The 19,824-nt window shown below is 67.8% G+C and carries 20 protein-coding genes; 4 read left to right on the forward strand and 16 right to left on the reverse strand.

What is annotated here, in order from left to right:
• Positions 1-6: 6 nt before the first annotated feature.
• A complete protein-coding gene (locus AGI3411_RS19980) occupies positions 7-876 on the reverse strand; it encodes a universal stress protein (protein ID WP_129529082.1) in 870 nt (289 codons plus the stop codon).
• Positions 877-1,099: 223 nt separating this feature from the next.
• On the opposite strand from AGI3411_RS19980, the gene AGI3411_RS19985 reads away from it, so the two are divergent.
• Both AGI3411_RS19985 and AGI3411_RS19990 read left to right on the forward strand, forming a co-directional pair.
• The gene (locus tag AGI3411_RS19985; protein ID WP_129529083.1) at positions 1,100-1,738 is read left to right on the forward strand and encodes a trimeric intracellular cation channel family protein; all 639 of its coding nucleotides are present in this window, start codon (positions 1,100-1,102) and stop codon (positions 1,736-1,738) included.
• A 102-nt stretch (positions 1,739-1,840) separates the two neighbouring features.
• Positions 1,841-2,542, forward strand: a complete 702-nt coding sequence (locus AGI3411_RS19990; RefSeq protein WP_129529084.1) for a GntR family transcriptional regulator — start codon at positions 1,841-1,843, stop codon at positions 2,540-2,542.
• Here AGI3411_RS19990 and AGI3411_RS19995 read toward each other — a convergent pair.
• From AGI3411_RS19995 to AGI3411_RS20010, 4 genes are read right to left on the reverse strand one after another with little or no spacing between them, the layout of a single operon-like run.
• The gene (locus AGI3411_RS19995) at positions 2,527-3,306 is read right to left on the reverse strand and encodes a LamB/YcsF family protein (RefSeq protein WP_129529085.1); all 780 of its coding nucleotides are present in this window, start codon (positions 3,304-3,306) and stop codon (positions 2,527-2,529) included. The genes AGI3411_RS19990 and AGI3411_RS19995 overlap by 16 nt on opposite strands.
• A gap of 13 nt (positions 3,307-3,319) precedes the next feature.
• Positions 3,320-4,312, reverse strand: coding sequence for a 5-oxoprolinase subunit C family protein (locus AGI3411_RS20000; RefSeq protein WP_129529086.1), 993 nt, complete (start codon positions 4,310-4,312; stop codon positions 3,320-3,322).
• Entirely contained in the window at positions 4,309-5,040 is a 732-nt protein-coding gene (gene pxpB / locus AGI3411_RS20005; RefSeq protein WP_129529087.1) for a 5-oxoprolinase subunit PxpB, read from the reverse strand. The genes AGI3411_RS20000 and pxpB overlap by 4 nt, the downstream gene beginning before the upstream one ends.
• A gap of 41 nt (positions 5,041-5,081) precedes the next feature.
• Positions 5,082-5,513 (reverse strand): VOC family protein, encoded by a 432-nt coding sequence (locus AGI3411_RS20010; protein ID WP_062684611.1) that lies wholly within the window; start codon positions 5,511-5,513, stop codon positions 5,082-5,084.
• Positions 5,514-5,654: 141 nt separating this feature from the next.
• On the opposite strand from AGI3411_RS20010, the gene AGI3411_RS20015 reads away from it, so the two are divergent.
• Positions 5,655-6,518: a LysR family transcriptional regulator gene (locus tag AGI3411_RS20015; protein WP_165359220.1), complete on the forward strand. Its 864-nt coding sequence runs from the start codon at positions 5,655-5,657 to the stop codon at positions 6,516-6,518.
• A gap of 17 nt (positions 6,519-6,535) precedes the next feature.
• On the forward strand, positions 6,536-7,144 hold the full coding sequence (locus AGI3411_RS20020) for an HD domain-containing protein (protein ID WP_129529144.1): 609 nt from the start codon (positions 6,536-6,538) through the stop codon (positions 7,142-7,144).
• Positions 7,145-7,160: 16 nt separating this feature from the next.
• Here the strand turns inward: AGI3411_RS20020 and AGI3411_RS20025 are convergent, their stop codons facing one another.
• The 11 genes from AGI3411_RS20025 to AGI3411_RS20075 all read right to left on the reverse strand — a co-directional run bounded on the left by AGI3411_RS20025 (position 7,161) and on the right by AGI3411_RS20075 (position 19,811).
• Positions 7,161-8,303, reverse strand: a complete 1,143-nt coding sequence (locus AGI3411_RS20025) for a PepSY-associated TM helix domain-containing protein (protein WP_129529089.1) — start codon at positions 8,301-8,303, stop codon at positions 7,161-7,163.
• On the reverse strand, positions 8,303-10,765 hold the full coding sequence (locus AGI3411_RS20030) for a TonB-dependent receptor (RefSeq protein WP_129529090.1): 2,463 nt from the start codon (positions 10,763-10,765) through the stop codon (positions 8,303-8,305). The genes AGI3411_RS20025 and AGI3411_RS20030 overlap by 1 nt, the downstream gene beginning before the upstream one ends.
• 191 nt (positions 10,766-10,956) lie before the next feature.
• Positions 10,957-11,967 carry a FecR domain-containing protein gene (locus AGI3411_RS20035; RefSeq protein ID WP_129529091.1) on the reverse strand — a complete coding sequence of 337 codons (1,011 nt, stop codon included), beginning with the start codon at positions 11,965-11,967 and terminating at the stop codon, positions 10,957-10,959.
• A 2-nt stretch (positions 11,968-11,969) separates the two neighbouring features.
• The gene (locus AGI3411_RS20040) at positions 11,970-12,515 is read right to left on the reverse strand and encodes a sigma-70 family RNA polymerase sigma factor (RefSeq protein ID WP_129529092.1); all 546 of its coding nucleotides are present in this window, start codon (positions 12,513-12,515) and stop codon (positions 11,970-11,972) included.
• 164 nt (positions 12,516-12,679) lie between these two features.
• On the reverse strand, positions 12,680-13,879 hold the full coding sequence (serA, locus tag AGI3411_RS20045; protein WP_129529093.1) for a phosphoglycerate dehydrogenase: 1,200 nt from the start codon (positions 13,877-13,879) through the stop codon (positions 12,680-12,682).
• Between the two features lie 141 nt (positions 13,880-14,020).
• Positions 14,021-14,479 (reverse strand): DUF411 domain-containing protein, encoded by a 459-nt coding sequence (locus AGI3411_RS20050; RefSeq protein ID WP_129529094.1) that lies wholly within the window; start codon positions 14,477-14,479, stop codon positions 14,021-14,023.
• A 32-nt stretch (positions 14,480-14,511) separates the two neighbouring features.
• On the reverse strand, positions 14,512-15,456 hold the full coding sequence (locus AGI3411_RS20055; protein WP_208748141.1) for a copper resistance protein B: 945 nt from the start codon (positions 15,454-15,456) through the stop codon (positions 14,512-14,514).
• Between the two features lie 3 nt (positions 15,457-15,459).
• Positions 15,460-17,157 carry a copper resistance system multicopper oxidase gene (locus AGI3411_RS20060; protein WP_129529095.1) on the reverse strand — a complete coding sequence of 566 codons (1,698 nt, stop codon included), beginning with the start codon at positions 17,155-17,157 and terminating at the stop codon, positions 15,460-15,462.
• A 25-nt stretch (positions 17,158-17,182) separates the two neighbouring features.
• Positions 17,183-17,668, reverse strand: coding sequence for a cupredoxin domain-containing protein (locus AGI3411_RS20065; protein ID WP_129529096.1), 486 nt, complete (start codon positions 17,666-17,668; stop codon positions 17,183-17,185).
• 71 nt (positions 17,669-17,739) lie between these two features.
• Entirely contained in the window at positions 17,740-19,140 is a 1,401-nt protein-coding gene (locus tag AGI3411_RS20070) for a heavy metal sensor histidine kinase (RefSeq protein ID WP_129529097.1), read from the reverse strand.
• Complete coding sequence (locus tag AGI3411_RS20075) at positions 19,137-19,811, reverse strand: heavy metal response regulator transcription factor (RefSeq protein WP_129529098.1); 675 nt, start codon at positions 19,809-19,811, stop codon at positions 19,137-19,139. Before AGI3411_RS20075 ends, AGI3411_RS20070 begins: the two co-directional genes overlap by 4 nt.
• Between the last annotated feature and the right edge of the window lie 13 nt (positions 19,812-19,824).

The raw sequence follows: 19,824 nt of genomic DNA on the forward strand, positions 1-19,824 counted from the left end.
CCGGACTTACTCTTCGCCGACGAGCCTGACGATCAGCACGTCGCTGGGCAGGGACTCCAGCAGCCGTTCGGCCACGCTGCCGATGGCGGTGCGCAGGATGCCGGTGCGGCCGTGCGTGCCGGTCACGACCAGGTCCGAACGATGGTTGAACGAGTATTCCGACAGCACCGTTTCAGGCTGGCCGCATTCCAGCACCACCTTGGGTGCGGCAACGTTGGCCAGTTCGGGCGTCTCGGCGGTGAACTCCTGGGCGCTCTGTTCGGCGGCCTTGTAGAAGTTGCGCGTGACGGTCTCGTCCGGCACGTTCTTGCCCTGGAACGGCACGTCGTAGGCGTGGAAGAGCGTCAGATTGGCGTTCGGCACCAGTTGCAGCGCGGCGCGCAGGGCCTGGCGCGAGCCGGCGGAGAAGTCGGTGGCGACCAGTACGTCGCGGTACGGCCTGCGCGGACGGGTCTTGACCACGAGCACCGGATGGCGGGCCTGGCGAGCCAGCTTTTCCACGGTGGTTCCCAGCAGCAACCGGCCCAGCGTTTCGTCGCGCGCGATGCCGGTGACGATCAGCGAGCACCCGTAGCTGTCGGCCGTTTCCATGATGCGCGCCAGCGGATCTCCGCTGACCACCACCACTTCGGTCTGCACGTCGGCGGCGGCCAGGTCTTCGGCCAGCTCGCGTTCGGCCAGGGCCTTGTGGTCCGACGACAGGCGACGCCAGACGGGCGTGGTCAGGCGTGCCGGCGTGGCATGGGATTCCATGACATGCAGGACGATCAGCTTGGTATCGAGTTCCTTGGCCAGTTGCAGCGCGCGGTCCAGGGCGCGGTCGCCGCGCGCGCTGAGGTCGGTTGCCAACAGGATGGGACCAGTTTGCTGTGTCATTACGTTTTCTCCCGGGTGTGGCCTGACCGACGGCTCCCGCGTCCGTGCGCTCCGGCCGTTCCGCCCTTGCGGGCATGTCCCCATTGTCTCGCTGCTTGCCGGACCGGGGTTTGATCGATATCAACGCAATGCCCAGCGTAAGGGATGACGCGTACTCAGGCAATGGGGGCCCGCCGGGCGCCAGGCTCAATACAATGAGGCCTGCCCAAATCGCGCCCGTCCCATGTTCTCCGACATCTCCCCCGTCCTGTTGCACACGCTATACCTCGTCGCCATCGTGGCCGAAGCCATGACCGCGGCGCTTTCCGCCGGCCGGCGCGACATGGACTGGATGGGCGTGTGCATCATCGCCTGCGTCACCGCGCTGGGCGGCGGATCGCTGCGCGACGTGCTGCTGGGGCATTACCCCCTGACCTGGGTGATCCACCCTGAATACCTGTGGATGACGGGCGGCGCCGCGATCGTGACCGCCCTGATCGCGCCGGTCATGCGGCGCCTGCGCAGCCTCTTCCTGCTGGCCGACGCCCTGGGCCTGGTGGCGTTCACGGTCATCGGCTGCCAGGTCGCGCAGTTGATGCAGCTGCCGATCACCGTGGTGCTGATCAGCGGCATGATCACCGGCTGCGCCGGCGGGGTACTGCGCGACGTGCTCTGCAACGAGGTGCCGCTGCTCTTTCGCAAGGAGCTTTACGCCAGCGTGTCGGTCGTGACGGGCGGGCTGTACCTGGGCGGGCAGGCGCTGGGCCTGTCCGCCAACGCTTCCGTGCCCATCGCGCTGGCCGCGGGCCTGGCGGTGCGCCTGCTGGCGTTGCGGTTCAACTGGCAGATGCCCAAGTTCGTCTACCGCGACGACTGGGACTGAGCGCCGGGCGGACCGCAACAATTTTCTTATTTGTGTTTCAAGAAATTTCTAGTATCTTGCCTGGGTTATACACCATGCATTGCGCAGCACAAGGGGAGCCGATTGGACATCAAAGCGCCCGCCACGATTCCGTACTTCCTACAGGAACAGATTCGTGAACTGATAGTGGACGGGACTATCCGCCCCGGCCAGCCGCTACGGGAACAGGAACTGGAGCAGCGTTTCGGCACCAGCCGCAGTCCTATCCGAGAAGCGCTGCGCCTGCTGGAATTGAGCGGCCTGGTCACGCACATCCAGCGCAAGGGCTTCAAGGCCACTCTCTATACGGAAACGCAGATCCGCCATCTGTACCTGCTGCGCGCGGAACTCGAGGCGTATTGCCTGCGCCAGGCTGCCGGGTCCGCAGACCTGGCGTCGCTGGTGGCCGAATTGCGCCGCCACGACGGCGAGATCGCCGCGGCGCTGGCCGCCAGCAACGTGCGGGCCTGCATCTCGGGGGCATGCGCCTTTTATCTGGCCGCGGCCCGCAGTACGGGCAACACGCCGCTGGCCGCCATGCTCAGCAAGCTTTACGAACAGATCGAGCCGCTGCGCTACCTGCTGGCCAGGCGGTCGATGGCGTCCAGCGCCATCCAGGCCTGCACCCAAGCCATCATCGACGCGATGATGGACCGGGACGTCGAACGCGCGGCCGGCCTGGCGCGCGGCTACCTCGAGGACGTGCTGCCGGCCGTCGTGGAGGCGTACCGGGACGCCGCGCTGCAGGACGCGGAAGACCTGGCGCCGCGCTACGGACGGGCTTGAGGCCGCGGGGGCGTGCGCACTTCGATGCCCGCCTGTTCAAGGGCCTGGCGGATGCCGTGGGCGAAGACCAGGGCGTTCGGCTGGTCGCCGTGGATGCAGAGCGTGTCCGCCTGCACTGGCACGTCCTTGCCGTCCACCGAACGCACCTTGCCTTCGCGCACCATGCGCACCACCTGCGCCACCGCCTGATCCACGTCTTCGATCATCGCGCCGGCGCGCGTGCGCGGCGTGAGGGAGCCGTCGTCCTGGTAGGAGCGGTCGGCGAAGACCTCGCTGGCGGCGGCCAGGCCGATGGCGCGGGCCGAGTCGATCAGCTTGCTGCCGGCCAGCCCGTACAGGATCAGGGTGGCGTCCACGTCCTTGACGGCCTGGCAGATGGCGCGCGCCAGGCCTTCGTCCTTGGCGGCCATGTTGTAGAGGGCGCCATGCGCCTTGACGTGGTGCAGCCGCGCGCCTTGCGAGGCGGCGACGCCGGCCAGCGCGCCGATCTGGTAGACCACGATGTCGTAGGCTTCGTCGGCGCTGATCTGCATGACGCGGCGGCCGAAGCCGGCCAGGTCCTGCAGGCTGGGATGGGCGCCTAGCGCCACGCCCTGTTTGAGGGCGGCCGCCACGGTCTTGCGCATAGTGGCGGGATCGCCGCCATGGAAGCCACAGGCGATGTTGGCGGAGCTGACGTACTGCAGCACCGCCGCATCGTTGCCCATGGTCCAGGCGCCATAGCTTTCGCCCATGTCGCAGTTCATGTCGATGCGGGTAGTCATAGCGGTTTCCTTTCTAGGCGAGGAGCGCGCGCAACGGCGCCAACGCGTCCTGCAGTTGCGCGAAGGCGCGCTCGCGCTCGCTGTCCAGCCGCTGCGCTTCCTCCAGCGCGACCGGCTGGAAGCGCAGCGTGTGGCCGGGCGCGCATTGCGCCAGGATGGGCAGATCCACCGTGGCGATCTGCGCGATCTTGGGGTAGCCGCCGGTGGTCTGACGGTCGGCCATGAGGATGATGGCCTCGCCGCCCGAGGGCACCTGCACGGTGCCGAAGCAGGCCGCCTCCGACAGCATCTGGCGCGGCTGGCTCATGGACAGGGCGGGCCCCAGCAGGCGGTAGCCCATGCGGTCGGATTGCGGACTGATACGGAATTCCGAGCCGGCAAAGGCCTGGCGGGAGGCATCCGAGAATTCCTGCCAGTGCATGCCCGGCAGGAAGCGGATGGCGTCGCGGCGCTTGGCGCCCAGCGCTGCCGGCAGGTACACGCGCACCTGCCACAGCGCGTCCTGCAGGGCGTCCAGGTCGCGGCCGCCGGCCAGCGGGGCCCGCAGGGGCAGCTGGTCGCCCTTGGCCAGCGCGCGGCCCTGGAAGCCGCCGAAGCCGCTGCGCAGATAGGTGCTTTCGCTGCCCATCACAGGCGGCAGCGCAAAGCCCCCATGCACCGCCAGATAGCCGCGCACGCCCGTGGCCGGCCGGGCGCCGAAGGCCAGCGTATCGCCGGCCCGCGCGACCAGCGGGCGGTGGACGGGAAGGTCCCGGCCGTTCAGCGTGGCGCCCAGGTCGGCGCCGGCCAGCGCGAAGCATGCGGGCGCATCGAAGCGCAGCGTGGGGCCCGTCAGCGTCATTTCGAGCGTGGCGGGGTCGCCCTCGTTGCCCGCCAGCGCGTTGGCCAGGCGATGCGCGCGTTCGTCCATGGCGCCCGCGGCCGGGATGCCCTGGTGCTGGTAGCCCTCGCGGCCGCGGTCCTGGAAGCTGGACAGCATGCCGGGCTTGATCACGGCAATGCTCATCGCCCGGCCTCCCGGATGCGGTGGAATTCTTCCGGGCTGATGGGTACGAAGCGGACCGAGTCGCCCGGCTGGAGCAGGGCGGCGGGGTCGCGGGCCGGATCGAACATGGTCAGCGGCGTGGTGCCGATGATGTTCCAGCCGCCCGGCAGCCGGTTCGGGTAGATCACGGTCTGGCGGTTGGCCACCGCGACCGCACCGACCGGCACGGCGGTGCGCGGAGACGGACGGCGTGGAATGTTCAGTTTTTCGTCGTGCACGCCCAGGTAGGCGTGGCCCGGCGCGAATCCCAGCATGAACACCATGCTGCGGGGCTGGCTGTGCAGCTGGATGACGCCCTCGGGGGTCAGGCCGGCGGCCTGGGCCACCTCGGCCAGGTCGGGGCCGTATTCGCCGCCATAGCAGACGGGGATGTCGATCTCGCGGCCGCCCGAGGCGTCGGCGCGGACGCCTTCGGCCAGCAGCTCTCCGATGCGTTCGGCGAGCTGGGCGTAGGTGGGCCCGCCATGCGTGCCGGGCCGGTAATGCACGGCCACCGCAACGAACGAAGGCACTACGTCGGTCACGCCGGGCAGTTGCGCGGCGCGCAGCTTGGCGGCCGCGGCCAGACAGGTCCTGCCTACCGACGCGTCGATGCGTTCGCCAAAGGAAACGATGAGGCAGCGGTCACCCTGGGGCAGGATGTGCCACGCGGTTTCGGCCGGAGAAGGGGGTTCTGAAATTGCGTTCAACGACACGAAACCTGTAGGAATGGACAGGGCCTGCTAAGGCCCTACTTGGCGAACAATGAATCCATATTCTTGAACGCCTTGAACTCCAGCGCATTGCCCGACGGATCCAGGAAGAACATGGTGGCCTGTTCACCTACCTCGCCCTTGAAACGGATATAGGGCTCGATGACGAATTCAGTGCCGGCGTCGGTCAGGCGCTGGGCCATGGCTTCCCATTGTTCCATGGAAAGCACCGCGCCGAAATGGCGCACGGGCACATTATGCGAATCCACGGCGCTGGTGGCGCGATGGCCGCATTCGCTGGGGGCCAAGTGGGCCACGATCTGGTGGCCGTAGAAGTTGAAGTCGATCCATTCGGGCGAGCTGCGGCCCTCCGGACAGCCCAGTTTTTCGCCATAGAAGGCGCGGGCTTCGGCCAGGTCGCGGACCGGGAAGGCCAGATGGAACGGCGGCAGGTTGGTTTGAGCGGTCATGAAAAGCTCCGGGGCAAGAATAATGAGGGATTGCGGACCGCCGCGAGCGCGGGCTGGCCTTGGCACCTGCAGGTATTTTATGAATTGTTTTTTTGATCGAAAAACGATATTTTTTGTGTCTTAGTATCGAAAAATTTGATTGTGATCAAAGAATTCAAAACCTTTATCGCCGTGGCGCGGAACGGAACCTTTACCGGGGCGGGCGCCCATCTGGGCCTGACCCAGTCCGCGGTCAGCGCCCAGATCAAGCGCCTGGAGGAATACCTGGGCGTGGCGCTGTTCGACCGCAGCGCGCGCGCCGCCGTGCTGAACGCCCATGGCCGCGAGATGCTGCCGCAGGCCGAGGAACTGGTGGCCATGGCCGAACGCATGGCGGCCACGGCCGGAGCCGGCCACGTGAGCGGGTCGCTGCGCATCGGCGCGATCGCCTCGGTGCAGCAGGACCTGCTGGTGCAGGCGCTGGGCGAGTTCCGCGCAGGCTATCCCGACGTGCGGGTGCGGATCGTGCCGGGGGTGTCGCTGTCGCTATTGGGGCAGGTGGATGCGGGCGAGGTGGATATGGCGCTGCTGATCCGTCCGCCATTCGCCTTGCAGCCGGAACTGGGCTGGCAGCCGCTGCTGCGCGAGGAAGTGGTGCTGGCGGCGCCGGAATCGATGGCGCCGGCGCCCTGGCGCGAACTGCTGGCGACGCAGCCGTTCATCCGCTACGACCGGGCCTCGTTCGGGGGGCGGGTGGTGGACCTGTTCCTGAAGAAGCAGCGCATCGCCGTGCACGAGGCGGTGGAGCTCGACGAGATCGAGGCGATCGCCAACCTGGTGCGGCACGGGCTGGGGGTGGCGTTGCTGCCGCGGCTGCGCGGGCTGGACCTGGACGGCCTGCGCCTCGTGTCCCTGGGCGAGGCGGCGTTCTACCGAGAGATCGGGATCATCGGGCGGCTGCCGTTCGATGCCGGCAGCGTGGGAGGCAAGATGGCGGAATGCCTGGCTCGCGCGGCCGCACACTGACTGAGGCGTGGAGAATCATGCAATCGACTGCATTGGAAAAACAGTTGGGCTTCCTGAGGGAAATCGACCGGCTGAAAACCGTCGTCCGGCAATCGCCGCTGCTGAACCGGAGCCGCAAGGAGAATTCGGCCGAGCATTCCTGGCACCTGGCAATGTACGCCCTGATCCTGAACGAGTATGCCGATGGGCCGGTTAATACCGACAGGGTCATCAGGATGCTCTTGCTGCATGACGTCGTCGAGATAGATGCCGGCGATTTTCCGATCCATGGCGGATCCGCGGGCGAAGGGCAGGCCGAACAGGAAGCCCGGGCCGCGGCGCGGCTGTTCGGCCTGCTGCCGCCGCCGCAAGCCAGCGAATTCCTGAGCCTGTGGCAGGAGTTCGAGCGGGCGGAGACCGAAGACGCGAAGTTCGCGAAAGCGCTGGATCGTTTTCAGCCTCTGCTCATCAATGTATTCACCGGCGGAGGAACCTGGACGGAGAGCGGCGTGTCGCTGGAACAGGTCCACGCCCGGTACGGCCCCGCGATACAGCAGGGTGCGCCCCGGCTATGGGCGGTCTGCGAACAATGGGTGGCCCGGCATTTCGCGGGCCAGGGGCCGGGGATGCCGGAGCAGGGCGGCTGAGCGGGCATCTGCGCCGCTAATTCTTGCGCTTGCGCCACAGGTAGAGGCCGCTGCCGAGGATCACGATCGCGATAAGGTCCAGCGCCGCCCAGATCAGCTTCAGCGGCAGGCCGGCAGTGTCGCCATAGTGCAGCGGCCGCGAGAATTGCAGCACGCGCAGGTACCAGGGCATTTCAAGGACCGCGGCCAACCGGCCCGTGCGCGCGTCCACCAGGACACCGTCGAAGAGATGGGTGGCCAGTGGGGTTTCCCCCTTGGCCCACAGCAGGTAGTGATGAGGCAGGCCCAGGCCGGCGTCCGGGAAACGCAGGGACTCCACGACCCGGCCGGCGGCGGCGGCCTGCGCGGTGGCGTAGGCCTGTTGCACAGAGGCCAGTTGCGAGGGCCCGGACGGCTGTCCGCCGCCTCCTGCCGCCACGGCGGCCCGCACGTCGTTGGACAGCCAGTAGCGGAACAAGGGAACCGCCAGTTCGTGGATGGCGCCGGTAACGCCCATCATCAGCACCCAGACCAGGGTGACGACTCCCAGGAGATTGTGCAGGTCCAGCCACTTCAGGCGTGGGGCGCGCCTGGCGCGGACGGTGCCAAATGGGGTTTTCTTCATGTAGGGGTGATAGAGGACGGCGCCCGATATCACCGCTACCGCGAAGAGTAGGGCCATGAACCCCAGATATAGCTGGCCGGGAAGGCCGGCGTAGAAGTCGATGTGCAGGCGCGTCATGACGGTTATGAAGCGCGTGCCCGGGCCCTCTTCGTCGCTGGCGACGGATTGTTGCAGCAAGCCGCTGCGGGCGTCGTATTGCAGCCGGATCGAGGATGTGCCGAACGGGGCCTCGCGGCCGGGGGCCAGGGCCATGGTGACGCTGGGAGGGTCGCGGACCACTTCGACTTCGGCGATCCGGTGCGCGGGGTAGCGTTGGAGCGTCTGGGCGACCAGGCTATCGAGGGACGGGGCGGGCGCGCCCGGCGCGATGTCCGGCCACGATGGGCGCGCATCCAGCCAGTCCACGATTTCGTCATGGAATATCAAGGGCAGGCCGGAGACGCACACCACGAGCATGAAGAGGGTACAGGCCAGGCTGGTCCACTTGTGGACCTGATACCAGGCTTTGCTGCGCACCGCCCGTGCGGGCGGCGGGCTTGGGGCGGGCAGTCGCACTAGAACTCCGCAGTGACGGACAGCAGAAGCGTGCGCGGCGCGGCCACCGTCAGACCTTCACGCGCGGCCGACTGCCAATAGTGCTTGTTGAACACGTTTTCCACTGTCGCCCGCAAGGTCACCGGCGTGCGGTTGATGTTCATTGCATAGCGCGCGCCCACGTCAAAGCGGGTCCAGCTCGGCAGTTGCTGCGTGTTCGCCGCATCGACGTACTGCGTGCTGGTGCGCAGCACGCGCGCCATCAGGGTCAGGCCTTGCGCGAAAGGCGTATCCCATTCCGCCGAGGCATTGAACTGCCAGCGCGGCACGGCGGGCGCGGTGTGGCCGTCGTTCACGCCGCCCTCCGTCTTGGTCAGGACGCCGGCGGTGTAGGCCACGCCGCCCAAGAGCCGCACGTGGCGCATCGGCTCGCCCTGCACCAGGAATTCCACGCCGCGGTTGCGCTGCCTGCCGGCCGCCTGGTAGCGCAGCGTAACCGGGTCCAGGTAGGCATTGGGCTGCTCGATCTGGAATGCGCTCAAGGTGGTCGCGACGGTGCCGAAGTCGTACTTGACGCCGACCTCATACTGCTTCGATACGTCGGGCTTGAAGGTCTCGCCGGCGTTCACGGCCTCGGCCGGCGCGGTGCCGCCCTGGCTCAGGCCTTCGATGTAGTTGCCGTACAGCGCCAGTTGTTGGGTCGGCTTCACCGTCAGCGCGATTGCCGGCGTGAGGGCGGATTTGCCGTAGTCCGATATGCGCTCGCCGGTCGCGGGGTTGTAGTTCACCGATTGCACGCGTTGCTGGCGCAGGCCGACGGTCAGTTGCACGGCGCCGTCCATTGCCGAAAGCGTGTCGGCCAGCGCAACGCTGTACAACCGCGTTTCGCTGGTCTTGCCCAGGTTGTTGGGCATGGCGATGGACGGTTTGGCCAGGTCGGCGGGATCGTACAGGTCGGAGAACACGGTCGTGGAGGAACGCACGCGTGCCGACGAATAGTCAATATCGAGAAAGCTGGCCGACAGCACCGGTTCGTGCTTGATCGGGCCGGTATCGAAGCGGCCGCGGATGCCCACCTCGCCTGTCTTGCTCCACAGTCTTTCGTTCAGGCGGGCAGGCACGGAGCCTATCGTGCCGGCCGAATCGAGCATCAGCCAGGTTGTCTGCAGGCTTTCGAAATCGTGCTGGCGCGCGCCCAGCGCGCCGTAAACGGTCCAGTCGTCGGAGAGGTCGTATTCGGCGCGCACGTCGCCGGTCCACTCCTTCGCCTTCCAGTAGGTCCAATCGGGGAAGAAGTTGCGCTTGGGGTCCGGGGCATGGCCGATTTCCTCACCGGACGGGGGCGGGAATAGCAGGCCGCTGCGTGCATCGGTCACGCGGTTCTGGTAATTGATGTCGCCTTCGATGCGGAAGCGGTTGCCGCGATAGTCCAGGCCAAGCGAGAAGGCGCCCATGTCTTCGCCGGCGCCGGAGATGTTCATGTCGCCGCCGCTGCGCAGTACATTCAGGCGCACGCCGGTACGCTGGTCTTCGCCGAAACGGCGCGCGATGTCCGCCTGCAGGCCGAATTGGCTGTTCTCGATATAGGACAGCGTCACGCGGTTCAAGGGGTCGGCGCCGGCGCGCTTGGGCACGAGGTTGAGCGAGCCGCCGACCGAGCCGTATGGCGCCATGCCGTTGAGCAGCGCATTGGGGCCGCGCAGGACCTCGACGCGCTCGATGCCGATCAGCGACGTGGCGTTGCGCGGGGAGATGCCGTAGAGACCGTTATAGGCTACGTCGTAATTGAACAGCGTGAAGCCGCGGACATTGAATTCGTCGCGCCCGGCGCCGCGCGAATAGGTATTGCGCACCGAGGGGTCGTTGAGCAGGATGTCGCCGATGTTCTGCGCCTGCTGGTCTTCGATCAGCTTGGACGTATACGAGGTCACGCTGAAAGGCGTATCGAGGAAATCCCTGTCGCCGAGCAGGCCGAGCCTGGAGCCGCGCGTTACCTCGCCGCCCGGGTAGGGTTCGTCGGCCGCCGTTGCGGCCGAGGCGGTGACCAGCACGGCGGGCAAGGTGGCTGCGGCGGATGAGGAAGTGGGCGCGGGCCGCAGCGAGTAGCCGCCATCGGCCTGGCGCGCGGCTTCCAGGCCGGTGCGGTCGAGCAGGAGGTGGAAGGCACCGTCGACGGTATAGGCGCCGCGTACTCCGGGGCTCGTTTTCCCGGCGGTGATGGCCGCCGGCACGCTGAGAAGAATATTGGCCTGATCGGCGAAGCGGCTCAAGGCACCCGCCAGCGGGCCGGCGGGGACGTCGTAGGCGTGGAGGGCGGTTGCGGCAGCGCGTCCGGTGGTTTGGGCCTGGACCGTGCCTGCGCCCGCGCCCGTCATCAGAATTGCGCCGAGCAGCGCCTTGCGCGCCACGCGGCTTACGGCGGCGGGGCGCGGTGCGGATGAGGGGGACGATCTCGGGTGGGCAGGTTGCGGCAGGCGGCGCATGGAACGGCTTTCCTTGGAATGGAGGTGAGCAAGGAGAGGTCCACCGCATGCGGGCACAGCGTGTCGGCCGGCCGTCTCGGACGGGCGTCGCCGGATGGGCGCGGCAGGGGGCCACGGGGTCCTCTTTCCCTGTTAATCGAACGAGCAGGGAAAAAACGAACCTCGGCGTGAATATTTTTCCGGAAGCGCGCTCATCTGGGTTCGAGCGTTACCCACCACGGCAGCGTGCGCTGGACGCGTATCGGCAGGTCCCGTTCAAGCATGGCCAGCGTGCGATCCCTATCGTTGGCCGGGTAGCGGCCGACGACGCGCAGGCCCGCGACGCGGGGATCGACGCCGGTGTACCCGGCGTGATAGCGGCCCAGCTCCGCGATGAGATCGGCCAGGGACAGGTTCTCGGCCAGGATCACGCCGCGAGACCAGGCCTCGCGCGCGGGGTCGGCCGGGGCGGCCATGGAGATGCCGTCGGCGGTATAGCGCTTTTGCTCCCCGGCACGGACGAGCGCATCGCCGCCGGCAATATTCTGGATACGCACCTGCCCGTCATAGACCGCCAACAGGACGTCATCGTCCATCTCCCTTACCGTGAAACGGGTGCCCAAGGCCTGCAACCGGCCGTAGCGGGTATCGACGAAGAAGGGGCGCTGGCGAGGGTCCGTGCCGGTTTCGACGAGGATTTCTCCGCCGGCCAGCGTCAACAGGCGGTGATCCTGGTTGAATTGAACGTCGATGGCGCTGCGGGTGTTGAGCCAGACGCGGGTGTCATCGGCCAGGACGATGCCGCGTTGTTCGCCAATGCTCGTGGCATAGTCGGACCGCCAGGCGGTCACGGCGACAGGCAAGGGCGTGAACCGCCAGGCCAGCCAGCCCAGGATGCCCGCGCCGCCCAGCGCAAGGACGCGGCCGGCGGCTAGGCGGCGCGACGGCGGGCGGCGGGCGGCGACCTGCATCGCTTTCTCGGCGGCTTCGCGCTCGCCGTCGGCGCGCAGCAGAGCAAAACGCCGGCTCACCTTCTCGACGTGCGCCCAGGCGCGGCGGTGTTCCGGCCGAGCGTCCAGCCAGCGTTGCCAGGCGGCTCGTTGCCGGGCGCCCGCCTCGGCGTCCTGCAGGACGGCATACCACTCTGCCGCCACTTTCAGGCTTTCATAGTCCGCTTGCGCGGGACGCTCTTCCGCGAGGGCCGGCCGGGGCGACGCTGCCATGGTTAGGGCCTGCGGGGGCGGGAAGGCGCCAGCCCGGCGTCGATCAGCGCAAGATGCAGCATGGCCTGGGCCAGGTACTTCTGCACCATGCGCAGGGACACGCCCATGCCGGCGGCGATCTCCCGGGTGGAAAGTCCATGTATCTGGGCCTGGAGGAAGGCGGTGCGCGCTTTTTCAGGCAGGCGGCCGAGCCACTCGCCGACCTCCATCAGCGTTTCGATGACCAGCGCCTGGTGTTCCGGGGAAGGGGCATAGGCTTCAGGCTGGGCCGCAAGGCTTTCCAGCCAAGCCTGCTCCACTTCCCGCCGTCGCCAGAGATCGGTGCATAGCCCTTGCGCCATGGCGCGCAGATAGGCCCGCGCCGCGCCTGCGGAGGCAAAGCCAGCGGGCACCGGCCTGAGGATCAGGCGCAGGAAGGCGTCGTGCGCCAGATCGGCCGCGTCCGCGGCATTGCCCAACCTGCGCCTAAGCCATCCCAGCAGCCAGCCGTGATGATCGCTGTATAGAGCGTGCAGGTCTTGCTGCACGGGGAGATCTGCGGCGGACATCGGACGGACCCAGGCGCGATAGGCACGCCATATTCAAGATGGATAGGAATGGTTATCGTTTATAACTGAAGTCCGCGGCATTGCGCAATGCCGATGAGCGCCGAGGCTGGCGCGAGAGAGGGGCGGCGGCAAGGGGCCCGCCGCGGGCCCCTGCCGGAACGGCGTTACACGCGGTCGCAGCGCACCGTGATGGGATGGTCGCGCAGTGTCGTCATGACCAGGTCGTCGACCTCGCCTTCGACGTCGGTGATCACATACCCGATCTGCCCCTTCGTTTGCAGCGTTTGGCTGACGATGTTCAGGCCGTGCTGCGCCATCAGGTTGTCCAGCGTGCCAAGCGCGCCGGGGGCGTTGCGGTGCACGTGCAGGATGCGCGTGCCGCCGGCCTGCTCCAGGTAGGGCAGTTCAGGGAAGTTGACCGCGCCCTTGGTGGTGCCCGCCTGCAGGAAGCGCACCAGCTTTTCGGCGACTTCGCGGCCGATGTTCTCTTGCGATTCCTGCGTGCTGCCGCCGATGTGTGGGGTCAGGATGACGTTGGGCATGCCGATCAGCGGGCTGGCCAGCGGCTCGTCCGGCCCCTTGGGCTCGGTGGGGAAGACGTCCAGCGCGGCGCCGGCCAGGTGGCCGGACTTCAGGGCGGCGTGCAGGGCGCCGATGTCCACCACGGTGCCGCGCGAGGCATTGATGAGGATGGCGCCGCGCCGCATGCGCGCGATGGTGTCCGCGTTCATGATCTTTTCGGTGGACTTGCCGCCCGGCACGTGCAGCGTGACGACGTCGGACTGTTCAAGCAGTTCGTTGAGCGTTCCGGCGGGACGGGCATTGCCCAGCGGCAGCTTGGCCTCGACGTCGTGGTAGATGACGCGCATGCCCAGGCTTTCGGCCAGGGTGCTGATCTGCGAACCGATGTTGCCGTAGCCGACGATGCCCAGCGTTTTGCCGCGGGTTTCGAAGGCGCCTGCGGCGCTCTTGTCCCAGTGGCCGAGATGGACGCGGGCATTCTTCTCCGGGATGCGGCGCAGCAGCAGGATGGCTTCGCCCAGCACCAGTTCGGCGACCGAGCGCGTATTGGAGAACGGGGCGTTGAACACCGGAATGCCGCGCTGCATGGCTGCGTCCAGGTCGACCTGGTTGGTGCCGATGCAGAAGCAGCCCACGACGCGCAGGTCGGGGTTGCCGGACAGCAGGCTGGCGTCCAGATGGGTACGAGAGCGGATCCCCGCCACCTGGGCGCCGCGCAGCGCGTCGCCCAGTTGGGCCGGCGGCAGTGCCGCGGCGTGCGTGATGATGTCGGTGTAGCCAGCGGCTTCGAAGACGGCGCGGGCGCTGGGGTGGATGTTCTCGAACAGGACGATTTGTGCCATGACTGCCTGGGGAGGGGTGGGGAAATGCGTTTTATTGATTGTGGCGCATTTTTGCTGCAGTGCAAGGAGTAGCCATTGGGCCGGTGTGGATGAATTGTTTCAAGGGAGGGGGCGGCCGTGGCACCGGCCGGCCCCCGCGCTTTAGCGGTAAGCCTGGAAGACCTTGGCGCCGCCCTGCTTGTCCACCAGCACCACATCGTGCGGCGTCTTGCGGCCGCCGTACTCGGGGCCGTCCATGCCGGGCGAGCCCAGCGGCATGCCCGGAGCGGCCAGGCCGGCGGCGTCGGGTTTTTCCAGCAGCAGCCGGCGCACGTCGCTGGCGGGCACGTGGCCTTCGATGGCGTAGCCTTCCACGGCCGCGGTGTGGCAGGAACCGTAGTCCGCCATGCCGGCGTTGCGGCGGATGGGGCCGGTGTCCTGGACGTCGTGCGTGGTCACGGCGAAGCCGTTGTCGCGCATGTGCTTGACCCAATCCTCGCAGCACCCGCAGGTGGGGGTCTTCCAGACTTCGACCTTGGTGGGCGCTTCGGCGGAGGCGAGCGCGGGCACGCACAGGGCGGCGGCGATGGCCAGACGGCGCGTAAGACGAGAAACGTTCATGATGCTCCGTGCAAGGGACGTGGACATAATGCTCAGAACCAGAACCGCACGCCCGCCATGATGGCGGTCTGGGACCGGCTGGCGCCGGCATCGGACGCGTAGCGGGCGGTCTGGCCGAACTTGCGTTCAAAGGATACGCCAATATAAGGGGCGAACTCGCGCGTGATTTCGTAGCGCAGCCGCAGCGACAGCGATCCTTCCGACAGGCCGGAACCGATGCCGCGTTCGGGGTCGTTCTTGCCGTAGAGGCTGGCTTCCAGTTCGGGCGTGAAGATAAGGCGCTGCGTCAGCAGCAGGTCGTATTCGGCTTTCAGCGCCAGCGCGGTGCGGCCCGACGAACCCGCGTAGCCGGTGGCCTCGAGTTCGATGTTGTAGGGCAGGACGCCTTCGATGCCGAGGGCGGCCCAGTTGCGCTTGGGGCCGGTGCCGATGTCGCGGCGGGCGCCCAGCTGCAGGTCCCAGAAGGGGCTGATGGAGTGGCTCCAGAATGCTTCGACCTTGCCGTCCGAGCCGCCGCCGTTCTCGCTTTCGCCTTCGCTCTTGACCAGCAGGCGGTCGGTGGCGGTGCCGAACCAGAAGCGGCCGTCCCATTCCTGCGCGTACTGCCCATCGCGGTTGCGCGAAACGCCGAACTTGTCGAACAGGACCTGCCAGGTCGGCAGGCTGTCCATCATGTGCGGATGGAGGCCATAGCTGTCGTAGCCGCGCTCGCCCGCGCCATCGCTGGTGGGCAGGCTGCCGATCGGCGGGGCGGCTTGCGCGCCGCCGTTCATCGACCCGTGATCCATGCCCGGCATGGCGCCATGGTCCATCGGGGCAGGCGCGGGCGCGGCGCCGTGGTTCATCGAGCCGTGGTCCATGCCAGGCATGGAACTGTGGTCCATCGGGGCGGGCTGGGACCAGGCGGCGGGGGCGGCCAACGCCGCGGCGAGGGCGCAGGCGCGCAACCGCTTGGTTTGGCGATTCATCGGTTTCATCGTTTACTCCACCACGACCGCTCTGAACATGCCGGCCTCCATGTGATACAGCAGGTGGCAGTGGTAGGCCCAGTTTCCGCGGGCATCCGCGCTGACGCGATAGCTCAGCCGTTGCGCCGGGTTGAGGGAAATGGTGTGCTTGCGCACCTGGAAGGCGCCGTCCGGCGATTCCAGGTCGCTCCACAATCCGTGCAGGTGGATAGGGTGCGTCATCATCGTGTCGTTGACCAGCACGAAGCGCACGCGTTCGCCGTAGCGCAGCACGATGGGCTTGGCATCCGAGAACTTCACGCCGTTGAAGGACCACATGTAGCGCTCCATGGTCCCGGTCAGGTGCAGCTCGATTTCGCGGGACGGGGCGCGGTTGTCCTGCGGTTCGCGCATGGAGCGCAGGTCGGCGTAGGTCAGCACGCGGCGGCCATTGTCGCGCAGGCCGACGCCGGGATCGTCGAGCCGCGTCGACACCACGTCGGGCAGCATCGAGTTGCTCACGCCGCGCTCGGTGGGATAGGGATGCTTGACCTCCACCATGCCGCCTTGCCCGGCGCCGGAACCGTGGCCGCCGTGGTCCATGTCATGCGCCATGCCCATGTCCATCATGCCCAGCAGCTGCACGCGGTCGAGGGCGGGGACCTCGGCCTGCATGCCGGCGCGCGGCGCCAGCGTGGCGCGCGCATAGCCGGAACGGTCCATGGCCTGTGAGAAGATGGTGTAGGCGCGCTCGTCCTGGGGCTCGACGATGACGTCATAGGTCTCGGCCACGCCGATGCGGAACTCGTCTACGTCCACAGGACGCACGTCCTGCCCGTCCGCGGCCACGACCGTCATCTTCAGCCCGGGGATGCGGACATCGAAGTACGTCATCGCGGACCCGTTGATGAAGCGCAGGCGCACGCGTTCGCCGGGCTGGAACAGACCCGTCCAGTTGCCGGCCGGGGTGACGCCGTTGGTGAGAAAAGTGTAGGTGGCGCCGGACACATCCGCCAGGTCCGACGGATTCATGCGCATCTGCTCCCACATCAGCCGTTCCGACAGCGCGGCGCTCCAACCCTTGTCGCGGGCCTCGGCGCGCAGGCTCTGAATGCTGGGCTGAATGCCGTTGTAGTAGTCGGGCATGATCTTCAGCTTGTTGAAGAGCCGCATGGGGTCTTCGTCCGTCCAGTCGGACAGCAGCACCGTGTAGTCGCGGTCGGATGCGATCGGGTCGCGGCGGCGCGGGTCGATGACGATGGCGCCGTACAGGCCGGTCTGTTCCTGGAAGCCGGAATGGCTGTGGTACCAGTACGTGCCGCTCTGGCGCACATCGAAGTGGTAGGTGTAGGTCTGGCCTGGGTCGATGCCGGGAAAGCTCAGCCCGGGCACGCCGTCCATCTCGGTGGGCAGGAGGATGCCGTGCCAATGGATGGAGGACTGTTCGCGCAGGCGGTTGGTGACGTGCAGCGTTACCGTGTCGCCTTCGCGCCAGCGCAGGCGCGGCGCGGGCAGCTGGCCGTTCACCGTGGTGCCGATGCGGGCCGCGCCCGTGAAATTCACGGGCGTTTCGCCGATTTCCAGATGGAATTCGGTGCCGCGCAATTCCGCGGCGGCGGCCGGGGCCGGCGCCGCCAGCGCGGCGCGCCAGCCGCCCAGCGCGGTCAGCGCGCCGCCGCCGGCCAGGCCCTGCACGAAGCGGCGGCGGGAAAGGGGGTGAGAGGCTGTCATGTCGGGTCCGTGTGGGAAGCGATGCTTACAGCACCGATACTGCGCCCTTCATGCCGGCGGTGTAGTGGCCGGGTTCCAGGCAGCCGAAGGACACGGTGCCCGCCTTGTCGAAGCGCCAGACGATCTGTCCGCTCTTGCCGCCTTCCAGCGACACGGCGTTGGCTTCTTCGTGGCGCATGCCAGGATCCTTCATCATCATGTCGTAGTGCGCTTTGAGATCGGCCTCGGTGCCCAGCACCAGCTCATGCCGGATCCTGCCGGCGTTGCGCACGTTCAGGCGCACGGTCTCGCCGGCCTTGACCTCGATGCGGGCGGGCGTGAAGCGCATGGCGTCGGTCATGTCGACATCGATGCTGCGGGTGACGCGGGCCGGGTCGCCCGCCTTGCCGATAGGGGCGGAGGCGGCCGGCATCGCATGGTCGCCGTGGCCGCCGGCGGCGTACGCGGCGCCCGCGCTGATCGTCAGGGCCAGGACGGCGGCTTGGGTGGTGCGGAGCAGAGTGCCTTTCACGCGAATCCTTGATAGTGGGGACGGTGATGGCACTGTAGGAAAACGGCGGTGACCCTATCCTGTCGCCAACATTACATTTCTGTAATGTTGGCCGCGGCGGTATGGCCGTCGGGCCCGCGCAGGGTGATGCCGACGATGGTGCCGCGCGCGTCCGAGGCGGCGTCCACTTCGCCGCCATGCATGCGGGCGATGGCGCGCACGATGGCCAGGCCCAGTCCGTGGCCTTCGCTGCGCGGCGCGCGCGCCTGGCCGGAGCGGAAGAAGCGGTCGAAGATGCGGGGCAGGTCGGCGGCGGGAATGGGGATGCCGGGGTTGCGCACTTCCACCCGCGCGCCGGCCGCAGACGCCGAGCAGGCCAGCACGATCTCGCCGCCCGGGGGCGTGGCCTTGATGGCGTTGGCGATCAGGTTGGCCAGCGCGCGGCGCACCAGCCCCGGGTTGGCGGCGACGGTGGCGTCGCCTTCGCAGCGCAGGCCCACCCCGCGTTCTTCCAGCGTGGCTTCATAGTATTCGGCCACACGCCGCGCTTCGGCCGCGAGCGAAACCGGCACGAGGTCCGCGGCCCGCTCGCCGCGGTCGGCGCGGGCCAGGAACAGCATGTCGTTGACCAGGGTCTTCAGGTCTTCCAGCTCTTCCAGGTTGGATTCCAGGGCGTCGCGCAGTTCGGCCGCGTCGCGGGGCGACGACAGCATGACCTGGGTGCCGTTGATCAGCGTGGCCAGCGGCGTGCGCAGTTCGTGGGCCACGTCGGCGTTGAAGCCTTCCATCTGCTGGTAGGCCGCTTGCAGTCGTTCCAGGGTCCGGTTGAAGGACCGCACCAGCTCGTGCAGTTCGCGGTCGGTGTCCTGCAGGGGCAGGCGCCGCGATAGGTTGTCGGGCTGGATGCGCGCCGCCTGTTCGGACAGCCTGCGCGTCGGCGCCATGCTGCGGCGCACGGCCCAGGCGGCCAGCATCACCGTCGCGCCTACCCACAGCGCGCAGATCAGCACCAGGGCGGTGCCATAGGCGTACAGGAACTGCGAGCTGGTGCGCGTGCTGACAGCCACGGTCAGTTGCGCGCCAGGCAGGATGCGGTCGTTCATGTTCACGCGCAGCCCGCGCATGCGGCCGCCGTCCGGGGCCTCGAGCACGACCTGCCTGTCGGGCAGCGCCTCCAGCGTTTCCGGCGCGGCGCCGCCGTAGACCACCTTGCCCTGGGCATCCATGATCCAGATCCCCAGCTGACCCTCGCCCGCGCGCATCTGGTCGAAGGTGGCGGCCAGGTCCTGCAGGCCGCTGGCGCTGTTCTGCATGTCGATCAGGTGGTCGATCAGTTCCAGCTTGCCGCTGACCTCGGTGATTTCCTGGCGCTCGACTTCGCGCTTCAATGCCCAGAACAGCGTGGCGCCCGCCAGGCTGGACACCAGCAGCGCGATGGCGCCCAGCAGCAGGGTCAGCCGCGCCTGCATGGAGCGCATGCGCGGCGGCTTCATGCGGGGCGCGATTCCAGCACGTAGCCCATGCCGCGCACCGTATGCAGCAGTTTGGTGTCGTAGGGGTCGTCCAGCTTGCCGCGCAGGCGCCGCACCGCGACGTCGATCACGTTGGTGTCGCTGTCGAAGTTCATGTCCCAGACCTGTTCCGCCAGCGTTGTGCGCGACAGCACCTGGCCCTGGCGGCGCAGCAGCAGGGCCAGCAGGCTGAATTCCTTGGCGGTCAGGTCCAGCCGCCGCCCGGCGCGCTGGGCGCGGCGCCGCGTCAGGTCGAGTTCGAGGTCGGCCAGCCGCAGCACGGTGGGCTCCTGCATGCGCCCGCGCCGCAGCAAGGCCTGCACGCGCGCCAGCAGCTCGGAGAAGGCGAAGGGCTTTACGAGGTAATCGTCGGCGCCGCCTTCCAGGCCGCGCACGCGGTCTTCCACGGCGTCGCGCGCCGTCAGCATGAGGATGGGGGTGTTCTTTTGCGCGCGCACGGAGGCCAGGATGCCGAATCCGTCCACGCCGGGCAGCATCACGTCCAGCACGATCAGGTCGTAGGCGCCTTCGAGCGCCAGGTGCAGGCCGTCCACGCCATCGCGGGCGAGGTCCACGACGTGGCTTTGCTCCGACAGCCCCTTCTTGAGGTAGTCGGCCAGTTTGGGTTCGTCTTCGATGACCAGGATGCGCATGGCCGAAAATTTA

The organism is Achromobacter agilis (assembly GCF_900496965.1).
Taxonomy (GTDB): Bacteria; Pseudomonadota; Gammaproteobacteria; order Burkholderiales; family Burkholderiaceae_B; genus Achromobacter; species Achromobacter agilis.